The 12,513-nt window shown below is 66.6% G+C and carries 11 protein-coding genes; all 11 read right to left on the bottom strand.

Going from position 1 to position 12,513, the window contains the following annotated elements; translation table 11 throughout:
* Positions 1-21: 21 nt before the first annotated feature.
* From ACSQ89_RS39850 to ACSQ89_RS39800, 11 genes are read right to left on the bottom strand one after another with little or no spacing between them, the layout of a single operon-like run.
* Positions 22-1,191 carry an alpha/beta hydrolase family protein gene (locus ACSQ89_RS39850; protein WP_436297650.1) on the bottom strand — a complete coding sequence of 390 codons (1,170 nt, stop codon included), beginning with the start codon at positions 1,189-1,191 and terminating at the stop codon, positions 22-24.
* Between the two features lie 7 nt (positions 1,192-1,198).
* Positions 1,199-1,363, bottom strand: a complete 165-nt coding sequence (locus tag ACSQ89_RS39845; RefSeq protein WP_436297649.1) for a hypothetical protein — start codon at positions 1,361-1,363, stop codon at positions 1,199-1,201.
* Between the two features lie 23 nt (positions 1,364-1,386).
* On the bottom strand, positions 1,387-2,343 hold the full coding sequence (locus ACSQ89_RS39840) for a PDR/VanB family oxidoreductase (protein ID WP_436297648.1): 957 nt from the start codon (positions 2,341-2,343) through the stop codon (positions 1,387-1,389).
* Positions 2,340-2,756 carry a universal stress protein gene (locus ACSQ89_RS39835; protein WP_436297647.1) on the bottom strand — a complete coding sequence of 139 codons (417 nt, stop codon included), beginning with the start codon at positions 2,754-2,756 and terminating at the stop codon, positions 2,340-2,342. Before ACSQ89_RS39835 ends, ACSQ89_RS39840 begins: the two co-directional genes overlap by 4 nt.
* Before the next feature lie 13 nt (positions 2,757-2,769).
* Entirely contained in the window at positions 2,770-5,148 is a 2,379-nt protein-coding gene (locus tag ACSQ89_RS39830; protein WP_436297646.1) for an efflux RND transporter permease subunit, read from the bottom strand.
* Positions 5,145-6,179 (bottom strand): WD40/YVTN/BNR-like repeat-containing protein, encoded by a 1,035-nt coding sequence (locus ACSQ89_RS39825; protein ID WP_436297645.1) that lies wholly within the window; start codon positions 6,177-6,179, stop codon positions 5,145-5,147. Before ACSQ89_RS39825 ends, ACSQ89_RS39830 begins: the two co-directional genes overlap by 4 nt.
* Positions 6,176-7,213 carry an aromatic ring-hydroxylating dioxygenase subunit alpha gene (locus ACSQ89_RS39820; protein ID WP_436297644.1) on the bottom strand — a complete coding sequence of 346 codons (1,038 nt, stop codon included), beginning with the start codon at positions 7,211-7,213 and terminating at the stop codon, positions 6,176-6,178. Before ACSQ89_RS39820 ends, ACSQ89_RS39825 begins: the two co-directional genes overlap by 4 nt.
* A 15-nt stretch (positions 7,214-7,228) precedes the next feature.
* On the bottom strand, positions 7,229-7,978 hold the full coding sequence (locus tag ACSQ89_RS39815; RefSeq protein WP_436297643.1) for an EthD domain-containing protein: 750 nt from the start codon (positions 7,976-7,978) through the stop codon (positions 7,229-7,231).
* 25 nt (positions 7,979-8,003) lie between these two features.
* The gene (locus ACSQ89_RS39810; protein WP_436297642.1) at positions 8,004-9,359 is read right to left on the bottom strand and encodes a DUF1329 domain-containing protein; all 1,356 of its coding nucleotides are present in this window, start codon (positions 9,357-9,359) and stop codon (positions 8,004-8,006) included.
* 16 nt (positions 9,360-9,375) lie between these two features.
* Entirely contained in the window at positions 9,376-11,067 is a 1,692-nt protein-coding gene (locus ACSQ89_RS39805; RefSeq protein ID WP_436297641.1) for a DUF1302 domain-containing protein, read from the bottom strand.
* Between the two features lie 45 nt (positions 11,068-11,112).
* On the bottom strand, positions 11,113-12,282 hold the full coding sequence (locus ACSQ89_RS39800) for an FAD-dependent monooxygenase (protein WP_436297640.1): 1,170 nt from the start codon (positions 12,280-12,282) through the stop codon (positions 11,113-11,115).
* Positions 12,283-12,513 lie beyond the last annotated feature (231 nt).

Below are 12,513 nucleotides of genomic sequence, written 5' to 3'. Positions count from 1 at the left end.
CCTTGCTTGCTGGTTGAGGGATCAGCCGGCCGTGGCTGCGATGCGGCCGCCGAGGGTCTCGGCCACCCAGTCGGCGATGTAGTGGCCGGCGTTGATGCTGTTGTCGAAGCTCGCGTGCTGCGCGCCGCCTTCTCGATCAGTGAAGACCTTGAGTTCACGCTTCGGGCTGTTGACGAGCTGGTCGTAGGTGCGCTGCGCCCACTTCAGCGGGATCTGCGTGTCCTTCTCGCCGTGCGTGACCAGGAAGGGAACGCGGATCTTCTCGACGACTCCGTCCAGGTGCACGTTCTCGGCAATGCGCATGAAGTCATGGACGTCCTTCGCGCCCCAGACCCAGCACACGTGTGCCCAGTAGTGCGGCACCGGAAAGTCGCCTTCCTTCTGCAGGCGCTTCTTCTGCACGTCGCGCCAATCGTGGTTGGCGCCCCAGCAGACGCCGGCGGCGAAACGCGGCTCCATCGCCACTGCGCGTGGGCAGTAGTAGCCGCCCAGGGACACGCCTTCGCAGCCGATGCGCTTCGGATCGACGTCGTCGCGCGTCCGCAGCCAGTCGACGATGCGACTGGCCCAGTGCTCGCTGTCGTAGCGCGCCGTCATCCCGTGCAGACGCAACGCCTCGCCAGTGCCGGGCTGGTCCACCACGAGCGAGGACACGCCGCGCCGGGCCAGCCACCCCGGCAGGCCGACGCGGTATTTCATCTCCTTGGTCGAGTCCAGGCCGTTGAGCTGCACCAGGATCGGCGCCCTGCCCTGCACGCCCTCGGCGCGCACGTACAACGCCGCGAGGTGCTTGCCTTCGTAGGGGATCTCGACGCGCTCGCAGTTCTCGCCGACCAGCCGCACGCCCGCGTCGAAGAGGTTGAGCTGGCGGCGATACAGTGCCAACCGGCCCGGCGCGTCGTGCGCCTGAAGCCGCTCGGCCGTGATGAGGTAGCTGGAGGCGCGCGCAAACTTCTCGCCCGCGGAGAGCAGCCGGCCGCGCACCCGGTCCTCCTCGGCCAGCATGCACAGCTTGTCGGCCATGCGTACCCAGGTCTCGCGGAAGGCCTGCGTGCCCGCTGCGTCCGGCGCCTTGGCCGCTTCGTGCAGCGGGGCGCACATTTCCTCGATCTCGCCAATGCGCGCGCCCATCTCGATGGCGAGATCGACCGAGAGGTTCCAGACGTAGTTTGTGGGGAAGTAGCGAAACATGGTCATTTCAGTGCAGCGCCGGCATCTGCCGGACGTACCAGACGAGCAGCGCGAAACCGGCCAGCGCGGCGGCCGCCAACGCGGCGCAACAAAAGCGATCACCCCAACCGCACCATCGAGGTCGATCGCCGCCCTGCGTCGCCGGGCCGTTGTTCGGGTAGTGAGCAGCCATCGTCATCTCTCTCTCGCCCGGATCTACAGATCCAGCACCAGCCGCGGCGACTTCGAGCGCGAGCAGCAGGGCGTGAACTGGTCGCCGCGGGCGCGCTCCTCTTCGGTGAGGAACATGTCGCGGTGATCGGGCGTGCCGCCGATCACGCGCGTCAGGCAGGTGCCGCAGACGCCCTGCTCGCAGGAGACCGGCACCTGCACGCCGGCCGCGGCCAGCGCGGCGACCACGGCTTGATCGGACGCCACGCGGATCACCGCACCAGACGACGCAATCTGCACCTCGAAGGCGTCATCGGCGTCGCACTTCGTTGCGCCGCCGGCGAAGTACTCGCGATGCAGCGCCGCATCGGGCCAGCCCGCGGCTCGCGCGGCCAAAAGCACCGCCTCCATGAAGCCCGCGGGTCCGCACACGTACAAATGCGTGCCCGCCTGCGGGTTCGCTACGACGCGGGCGATGTCGATCCTCTGCGCGGCCGGCCCCTCGTCGTGGTGCAGCTGCACGCGTTGCGCGAACGCCGATGCGTGGATGCGCTGCACGAAAGCCGTCCGGTCGGCCGAGCGGGTGCAATAGTGCAGATCGAACGCGGCGCCCTCTCCCCCCAGATGCTCGGCCATGCACAGGATCGGTGTGATCCCGATGCCACCGGCAAGCAGCAGGTGGCGGTTTGCGCCGGGTGCCAGCGCAAAGTGGTTCCGCGGCGCGGAGATGTCCAGCTCTTTCCCCGGCTCCAACGCATGCATCGCCCGCGATCCGCCGCGCGAAGCCGGTTCGCGCAGCACCGCGATCTGATAGCGCTGCGTCTCGCGCGAATCGTTGCACAGCGAGTACTGGCGCACCAGACCGCCTTCAAGACGCACGTCGATGTGCGCGCCGGCGGTGAACGGCGGCAGCGCGCCACCATCAGCTGCGACCAGCTCGAAGCTGCAAATGTCCCGCGCCTCGAGCGTCTTGCGCGCAACGCGCACGCGGCGCGTCGTCATGCGGCACGCTCCTTGTCGATCACCGAGCTGCGGATGGCGCCTTTCAGAGCGCGTCGTGCGCGCGGCCCCATGAGCGCTAGGTCGCAGCTGGCATGGATCGCGGCGTCGAGGATCACCTCGTACGGCCGATCCCCTGTCTCCACCATCGAGGCACCGTCGACGTTCGCGGCGCGCGCCGACGCCTCGGCCTTGGCCTTGGCCACCGCCGCGCGCGCGTTGCCCGCGGCGGCCTCCGTGAACATCTCGGGCGACATCGCGTGCAGCGGGGCACCGTTGCAGCTGGCAGTCGCTTCGGCACGCACGTGCAGAAAGGTCTGCCGCGCCCCGGTAGACTTCGCGTATGCCACCGCGTGATCGAGGGTGACGGTGGCCAGCGGTGTGCCGTCGATGAGAACGAGAAGATGCTTGTACATGCATGCACTCCGGTCACGTGGCCGCGGCCTGCCCGGCGAAGACTTCGGCCGTCAGGTCTCCTGCCGCTTTGGGCCGCTCGAGGAGGAAGTGCGCAAGTGCCGGCAGCAGCACCATCGCGCCGAGCATGTTCCACAGGAACATGAAGGCCAGCAGCAGTCCCATGTCGGCCTGGAACTTGATGGGGCTGGCCACCCAGGTGACCACGCCCACGGCCAGCGTCACGCCGGTGAGCAGCACCACCCTTCCGGTGAACAGCAGCGCACGGTAGTAGCTCTGCGACAAGCTCTTGCCTTCGCGCAGCTGCGCAAGCGTGATCGACAGGACGTAGAGCGCATAGTCCACGCCGATGCCAACGCCGAGCGCGATCACCGGCAGCGTGGCCACCTTGACGCCCATGCCAAGGCTGACCATCAGCGCCTCGGCCAGCACCGAGGTCAGCATCAGCGGCAGCACCGCCACCAGCACCGCCCGCCACGACCGGAAAGTGATGAAGCTCAGCAGCACCACTGCGCCGTAGACCAGCAACAGCATGGTGCGCCAGGCATTCTTGACGACGATGTTCGTCGCCGCCTCGATGCCGGCGCTGCCTGCTGCCAGCAGGAACTTCACATCAGCGGTGTCGCTCGCATTCGCGAACGACTCGATGCGATTGACGACGCGCGTCAGCGTCTCGGCCTTGTGGTCACGCAGGTAGACGTAGACCGTCAACAGCGAGCAGGCGTCGTTGTAGAGACCGCGCGGCGCGCCCGCGGTGATCGTGTTGAGCATGTCCTGGTTGGGCAGGAACTCGTACCACTTGGGATTGCCTTCGTTCAGCCCGGTGAGCACGCGTCTGTTCAACAGCGCCAGTGAGTTCGTGGTTTCGACACCTTCGAGCTGACGCAGCTGCCACTCGAGGGCGTCGATCTTGTTCAGCGTCGCGTACTGCGAGCATTGGCCATCGGGCGTCTTCACCATCACCGCCAGCACGTCACTCGACGCGCCATAGGCGGTGTTGATGAATGCGACATCGCGGTTATAGCGGCTGTCGGCCCGCAATTCGGGCGCTCCGGGATCGAGGTCGCCGATGGCCAGTTGACTCGAAACAGCCAATCCGCCTGTCGCGAGAACGGCGCTCGCGGCCACCGCAACCGTCGCCCAGCGGCGCTGGGTGAACCGGTCCAGCCAGCGCCACAGCGGCTGCTTCTGGACAGCCGCCTCGGCGCGCAGGCTGCGCTGCGCGGCGGCCGCGCTGACGCCGGTGTAGCTCAGCAGGATCGGAAGCAGGATCAGGTTGGTGAAGATCAGCACGCCCACGCCGATCGACGCGGCAATGGCCAATTCGCGGATCGCGTGGATGTCAATCACCAGCAGTACCGCGAAACCCACAGCATCGGCCAGCAGCGCCGTCAGGCCCGCCAGGAACAGCCGCCGGAAGGTGTGGCGCGCGGCCACCAGCTTGGGCTGGCCCCGCCCGATATCCTGCATGATGCCGTTCATCTTCTGGGCGCCGTGGCTCATGCCGATCGCGAACACGAGGAACGGCACGAGGATCGAGTACGGATCGAGCGCAAAGCCCAGCGTCGGCAGCAGGCCGACCTGCCAGACCACCGCCACCAGGGACACGGTGACAACCAGCAGCGTGGAGCGCACGCAGCGCGTGAACCAGAAGACCATCGCCGCGGCAATCGCCACTGCGAGGGCGAAGAACACCAGCACGGCACGCACACCGTCGATCAGCTCGCCGACGATCTTGGCGAAGCCGGTGATGTGCACTTCGACGCCCTGTTGCTCGTACTTGGCGCGTAGCTCGTCGAGACGATGAGCGAGGGCGCCGTAATCCAGCGGCTGGCCCTGCGGGTCCTTGGCCAGGAGCGGCACAAAGATCACGCTGGACTTCGCGTCCAGCGCGACGATCTGCCCGACTTCTCCCGAGCGCGCGACATTGGCGCGCATCTGCTCCAAGCTCTTCGGTGAGCCGTCGTATCCATCGGGGACGACCGGCCCGCCTTCCAGGCCCTCCTCGGTCACGCCGACCCAGCGCGTCGTCGGCGTCCACAGCGACTTCATCTGGTTGCGCGCCACACCAGGCACGAGGAACACCTCGTCGCTCATGCGGCGCAGCGTATCGAGGTACTCCGCGTCGAAGATCGTTCCCTTCGGGTTCGCGACCGCGATGCGTACCGCGTTGCCCAGCCCAGTCAGCTCGTTCTGATATTGCAGAAAGTTGCGGATGTACGAATGCTTCTCAGGAATGGTCTTCTCGAAACTTGCATTGAGCTTCAGGTGGGTGGCCTGCCAGCCGAGCAACAAAGTGATCACCGTGCACAGCGCGACCACGAGCAGCCGATTGTTGAAAAGCGCCCGCTCGACGAGCGAGCCGGAGCGTGGGTCGAAATCCTGAGGCGTCATGGCTTGGAGGAAATGGGCATCGCGCCCTGGACAGACAGGGCCAGCAACGCGCCATTGCGGCCGGCGGCAAGACCGGTGAGCGAAGGCAGCGGATCACGATTGACCGGCGCGAAGGTGTCGCCCCGTCGGGCGAACACGAAGCCGGCCTGGTTGGCCAACAGCAGCGTGCCGTCGGCCGCGAGCTGGCTCGCGACCACGGACACCGGCATCGGGAGCTGCAGCGCCTGCCACTCGCGCCCGCCGTCGAGCGTGCGCCAGACGTTGCCGCGCAGGCCGGCCAGCACGACCTCCTGCTCTCCGGTGAGCTCCAGTGTGAAGAAGCTGCCCTTGTACGGCGTGTCGATGCGCTGGAAGCTCTGGCCAGCATCGTCGGACTTCAGGACCAGACCCTGCTCGCCGGCGATCACGATGCGACTACCGCGCTGACGCACCGCGTACAGATGCAAACCCTTCGGGTTGTCCAGCCGCCCGGCCCACGAGGTCCATGTCTTACCACCGTCCTGGGTGGCCAACGCCAGGCCGTAGGCTCCGACGACCAGTGCACGATCCCGTCCGAGCGGCAGGACGTCGAGAAGCGGCTTGTCGGGCCCGTCGGCGAGCAGCTGCTCGGCCGCCTTCTGCCCGGCCGCGTCCTGACGCGCCTTCGCGTCGGCCAGCATCAGCTCAGCGATGCGCCTCCCGTCGAGGCGGCGCTCCCAACGATGCCCGCCATCCGTCGTGACCAGCACAGTGCCACCGTGCCCGACCGCGATGCCGTTGCGCTCGTCGGCAAAGCGCACGGCGGTCAGCGTCACGCTGGTCGGAACGGGAACCTGCTGCCAACCGCTGCCGCCATCGTCCGAACGCAGCACGAGACCACGCTCGCCGACCGCGACCCACTGCGCGCCGACTTGCGTGGCGCCGAGCAGCACGGCGCGCTCCGGCGCGCGCACCGCGAGCGCAGGACGGTCGAGCGCGGCGCCGACCGGCTCGGCCGCGCCCGTCACAGAGAAGACTGCAAGCGAGGCGATGCCCGCGAGAAGCCGCTTCATCCCGCCTGCTCCTGCGCGATGAGTTGCTCCAGCTTGCGCCGCACGCGCATCGAACCCGGATCGCCCGGGAGCAGCACCGGGTTCAGCGACACGAACTCGGCATCGCCGATGACGCGCTGCTGCGCCTCCAGCATCGGTTTGTCCTGCATCGAGAACGCGTGCTCGACGAGCTTGCGGATGTGCCCGTTGGCTTCCGGGTCGACCGCGAAGTCGCGCGTGGTCCAGAACCAGTAGTGGCAGCTCCTGGACGTTTCCGGTGTCACCAGGTGCAGGTTCAATGAGTCCACGCCACGCTCGCGTGGCTCGCCCAGCAGCGTCGATCCGACATTGAGCTGCATGCAACCAGGTGCCGTCCAGATGACTTCGGTCCACTGGTCGGTTGGACGCCCCTGCTCGCGAAGGTGCATGTCGAATGCCGGTGGCGTGAGGTCCCCGCTGGAGATCCACGCGATGCCCACGCTGCGCTCACCGAGGTCACTGACTTGCGGCTTGCATCGGGTGAGCGCACCGCTGCCCAGCGTGCCGGCATGCAGGTAGTCGGCGTGCGTCAGGTCAAGAATGTTGTCGACGAGGAGCTGGTAGTCGCACGCGGTCGGCATGTAGCCGCGCACGGTGGCATCCTCTGACGCCGAGGTCACGTGCGAGTAGTCGGGGATCAGCGACTCGTCGGCACGCGTCGGGTCGCCGGCCCACAGCCACACCAACCGGTCGCGCTCGCGCGCCACGCGCGCCGGCACAGTGGCCGCCTTCGGGATGCGGCCGTCTCCCTGGGGGTTGTGTACGCATGCACCATCGGCCCCGAAGCGCAGACCGTGGTAGGCGCACTCCACCGATCGGCCGCCGTCGCACACCTTCCCGGCCGAGAGAGGTGCGAATCGGTGCGGGCAGCGGTCGGCCAACGCGGCGATCCCTCCGTCGGACGTACGGAATAGCACCAGTTTCTCGTCCAGCAGCGTGCGCGCCACCAACTTGCCGGGCGCAAACTCGTCGGCGAAGCCCGCGACGTACCAGGCGTTGCGCTGATAGGTTTTCATGGATTCAGTCCCAACTCAGTCGTCGAGACGCTCGTAAATCGACACTTCGGTGGCGTAGACGAAGAACGACTGCGCCGGCACGTAGAACGCCGCGCCAAGCTCCGCATTGATTGCGAGCAGCGCGCGCTCGTAGTCTCGGTACGCGCCTACCGACGCAGTGTCGGTGAACCAGAGACTTGCGACGCCCTCGTAGATCGGCACGTCCTTGGCACCGAAGTACGCGAGCATTGGGTTGAACTCGCTGACTTGGTGGTTATGCACGCAGCGGCGCATGGCCGCCGCAGCCATGGGAGCGGCCACCAGCGCGCGCTCGTGGGCCCGCGCCCAGCGCCCAAAGAATTCAGTCAGCGTCAGTCCGTCGGCCATGCGCAGGTAGTGCAGCACCTTGGCGCCGGCGGCCCGCCCTGGGTTCGGCACCGGCTGCTCGGCCTCCACGGTCACCACGCTGAGCGTGCGGTTCGTATCGGCGAAGTTCGCACCGTCAGGACCGGTCTTGGTGCGCACATGCTCGTGCGCAAAGGTCGCCTGCATGTCCCCGGGGCTGTCCCACCACAGTTCGGTCACCGAATCGCGCGCTACCGTCATCGCATGGATGGCCTCGGCGCTGCTGCCGAACGCCGCGTCGAAGACGTGGTTCTGCACGTAGCGCCGCAGGGTCACAGGGTTCTCATTGGAGATTGCGCCATGCACATGCTGCACGTAAGCCAGGTACTCCGCGTGTGTCATGCCGGGACGCCGGCAGATTGCGGCCATCATCTTGATCATCTGTAGTCCTCTTTCGGGTTCTCGTTCAACGGGCGCCGGCAGCGACCGCGTCTGGCGTGAACGCGCTCTCCGGGTATGGGGGCATGACCAGGTATTGCTTGCTCTTGGCGTTAAAGAGATTGCCAATGAAGGCCGTGCCCGAGAGCAGGTCGTAGAAGCCCATCGAACCTCCCATCAGGCCGGGGACGTCTGGCGCGACGAAGGTCTGGTTCCAGAGCGTCTTCCAGAGCTGGCCGTTGGCATCCCAGCGGTCGCCCAGCACACAGATCCAACTGTCCTCGTCGCAGTAGTAGCGGCTCTTCGGAGCCTGGTGCCGCTTGCCCTCGCGCAAGGTGGCTTCAACGACCCAGACGCGGTGCAGTTCCCAACGCACGCTGTCAGGGCTCAGGTGGTGTGCGCTCATGACCTCGGCGTCGGTCTTGGGCTGCAGCAGCCGGTTGGAGTTGTACGGGACGATCATCTCCTTCTTGCCCAGGAGCTTCCAGTCGAAGCGATCAAGCCGCCCAGTGAAGACTTCGATCTCGTCGAAGGACATGACGCCCGCTGCAGCCGGCGTCGGCGTGTCGCAGCAAGGGTTGGGCAACTTGCGCACGCGGCGCTGGCCGGTGAGGTAGACCCAGGCCGTGCTCTTATCGGGATCGACGTTCTGGCCGCCGACGATGGCCTCGCCGGCGCGGATCGGCGGACCGTCGTTGAACAGGCGCACCTCCCAGAAGTTGCCCTTGGCCGCAAACTGCTCCGGGGTTCCCTTGGGCAGGTAGTAGGCCATCTGCTGGTCACCCACGCCATCGGTCGTCAGCACGGCCTTCCCGTCCGTGGTGAGCTGGTACATGTTGACGTGGAACTGCCACGCGGTGCCACGCCAACGCAGCAGATGATTCCACATCACCTCGGCGCCGGTCTTCGGGATGGGAAACGGAATGCCGCCATACGCGCCGTCAACCAGGTCGCCACTGAGCTTGGCGCGGGTCGCGTTCTTGAACGTGTTGTCGTAGACCCATTGCGGCGCCGCCGCAGTGCGATGCGTCTTGTAGACGTCGACGCGATAGGTGTCCGGGTACTTCTTCAACAGCGCCTTTGTGCCGTCGGTCAGCTTCTCGGCGTACTCGTCGACGTTCTTTGCGGTGATGGAAAGGAGCGGCTTCTCGTCCCTGAACGGATCGCCTCGCCTTCCACCCGGGTTGTCACCTGGGATCGGGATCGTGTAGCCGCCCGTCCAGCCGGGAATGCTGCCGTCCTTGTTGCCGGCCTTCTCACCACCCAGGGGCGTCAGGTCGATCTTCAGGCGCGCAGCCTCTTCGGCGTTGACGCCGGCTGAGGCTGCAACAGGCCAACCCAGTGCGGCCACACAGGCAGCTGTGGCGACGAAGTATCGTTTCATTCGAGTGTCTCCTTGTTCAGAACGTACGGCGCAACGTGAGCGAGACGAAGTCGCGGTCGGCCAGTGCGTTGCCATGGCCGAAGATCGGGCTGCCGCCATTCAAGGACGGCGAGAAATCGACGAACGGCACGGCCTTGCCGATGAAATGCGTGTAGTTCAGTGCGAACTGCCACACGCCGAGGTAGTTGCCCTCCAGGCCCACGTTGACGCTGCCGTTGCCGCGGGCATCCCAGGCGGTGACCGACGAGCGTCCGTCCAACGTGTACCGCAGGCCGATGGGTATGCTCAGATCGAGTCCGGGCAGCGCCTGGCGGTACGTGGGCGTGAAAATCAGCTGCAGCGCGGTGGCGTCACGCGTGCGACCGGCGTCGAGTTCGCCATCTGGATCGGTCTTGTGCAGCACCCGGTTCCACGCGATCTCAGCGACCAGGCTCGACTCGCGCGAGATGAAGCTCGGGCCGAAGCTGGCCAGGGTCGACAGGTTCAGGTGCGCCGTGCGACCGGTGGCGTATCGCGGCTGCGGCTGGCCGGGGAAAAAGCCGTACAACATGTTGGTGCTGCGCAGCGGCATGTTGTCGCGAACCGAGGCTTCGCCGGCGAAGTTGAAGTCGCCGACCGAGCGCGAGGCGCTCACGCCATAGACCTTCACCGCCTCGGGAAACACGAAGTACCAGTCGCCAGGCAGCGTGCCGCCCGGCCCCGGAGTGCCCGCCGGGTTGAGTCGGCCGTAAAGCTGACCGCCCTTGTCGTGGTAGCGCGCAGCGTAGAAGCCGAGATCGGTGTCGTCTAGGCGCCACTTCAGCTGCAGGCCAAACTGGCCGGAGTTCTTGGGCTTGCGATCGCCGCCGGGCAGCAGACCGAAATTGCCGACGTTGGGGATGCCGACGAATTCGGGCTGCTCGGATCCCCAGGGGATGTTGGTGGTCGAGAAGTAGCTTCCCGAAGGAGGCAGGCGATCGGCCTCCCAGCGGAACTGCGCGTAGCCGCCAACCGAGACCTCGGGCGTGACCTGAAACTGCGCCGACAGCTGCGGTACTGGGCGGATGATCTCTTTGAACTGCGCGTTCGGCGAACCGAGCAGCTTGAGGATGTCGATCGGTCCTTGGGCGCGCGCGATGCCGTTGTCGCCGAAGAACAGGCTTTCGCCGTACTGCAGCGCATGACGGCCCAGGCGGGTGGTCAGTCGGCGGCTGTCCCCGAGGTCAAAGCTGCCGAAGACGAAGGCATCGAGGACCTCGGCCTTGCGACCGGCGAGCCTGCGCGTGTGCTCCGGGAACTGGTTGATCGGCGTCTGGCCGTTAACCGGATCGGCCGCATCGGTGGTGCCTCGGTAGGCTGCGTCATACCAAGTAGCTGCGCTGAGTCGCAGACCGTAGTCCTTTCGGTACACCGCATCGAACTCGCTGAGCAAGTCGACTCGCTGGGACACGAGGCCGCGCTTGCGGAAGTTGTCATCGCCGGCGTTGAAGTTCAGCGCCTGCGGGAAGGCCGAAGCCGACACTCCAGGCACGAGCAGGCGGAACGAGTTGACCAGCGCTGGATCGGCGTTCTGGGTGCGCGCCATCAGGCCCGCCTTGACCGTGTTGTCGAAGCGCAGCGACCAGTCCGACTCGCCGAGATCGATGCCAACTGCTTGCGCTGCGCCGGCCGCGAACGCGGCGGCCAGCGCTGTGGCAGTGCGGCCGGGCCGCGGTGAAGCTTGTCTCATTTGGAGATTCCTCTCTCTCTGTGGTTAGTGGGGTCGAAGAGGCAGCTAGGCTGGCGTCGCCACAAGCCTGTCAATCTCGCCGGCGAGCTGCAGCAAGTCGGTTGCAGGCTCGGGCTGCGTCGTCCAGAGGGCTGCGCGTTCGGTCAGCTCATGCAGACACCGCACGCGCTCGCTGCGCCGCTCGGTGAATTGCCGCAGCAGGCGCGGGCGGTCGAGCCCCGCGGCCGCCAGCTCGCCCAACACGACGGCGTCTTCCAGGTCCTGCGCTGCAGACTGCCCGAACGGCGGCGCGATGACATGCGCGGACGCGCCGACACACAACACCGCACCACGATGCCAAGGTGGGTCGCGCAACCAACTGGTTACGCGGTGCAGCACGACCGGCACCGACGGGTCAATCGCCGCGGCGATGCGCCGCGGAAAGGAACCCCACGACTTCAGCTGTCGTGTCAGGGCGTATCCGTCAGTGGGCCCACTCGCCTCCTCAGTGCTAACGACGGCCACGCCCGCTCTCGACATGCTGATTGGCACGAGCAACAACCTGCGACCCACCGATCCGGCCATCCATGTCGAACGGTCCAGCCAAGGTGGACGTGGAAGCAGTGCGTGCCACCAGGCGTGGCGCAGCACGCCCGGTCGCGCCGGGCCGAGCAGCGCACTGGCCAGCGGCGATCCGGCGCCTGCAGCAATCAGGACAAGATCTGCTTCCCATACGCGCCCGTCCTCGGCGATGACGCGCCCGCTCTCTGAATCGACCCTGTTCACCGTGCAGCCGCGGTGCACGTCCACGCTGGATCGCACCGCGGCACCTTCGAGCAGATCCAACAGGTCTGCGAGCGCAATGCCGACGGCGGGCGGGAGCTGCGGCCCCGCGAGCGACGGCGTCGGCAGTCGAAAGCCCTCGTCACCGCGCTCATCGACGACCGACAGACCGCTGTACGCAAAGCCGCGCTGCACACAGGCTTGCGCGACGCCGAGTCGCGCCAGATCGCGAAGCAGATTTGGAACCACATCAATGTGCGCAGGCAGCCGAGTTGCCGATGCATGCGCCTCGATCACTTCCACATGCGCGCCGGCGCGCACGCAGGCCAGCGCGCAGGTCAATCCGGTGATACCGCCGCCGACAACGACGATACGACGGACCAGAGCACCCGCCGCGGACCGCCCCCCTGAAATTCCGAGCGAAAGCTCGCCCGAAGCATGGTCGACGACCATTCGTTGTCTCCGCTTATTTGTGTGAGCCCTGTACCGGACTCGGTGCACGGCAGACTAAACTCCGGGCGGATTCAAGAGAAATCCTTTCGATCGAAGCGTCAGTTCGATGGCATGGAATGATCGAGGGCAAACCCGCATCACCCCGTCTCGTTCGGATGACTGGGCGCAGTTGCGCGACCGCGCGTGAGGATTTCTACGCCGCCCAACACCCGGATCGAAAGACGAGGCACA

The sequence above is a fragment of the Variovorax sp. LjRoot175 genome (assembly GCF_964253805.1).
Lineage (GTDB): Bacteria > Pseudomonadota > Gammaproteobacteria > Burkholderiales > Burkholderiaceae_C > Variovorax.
Note: the sequence above shows the minus strand (reverse complement) of the source record. Positions and strands in the feature narration are given on the sequence as shown.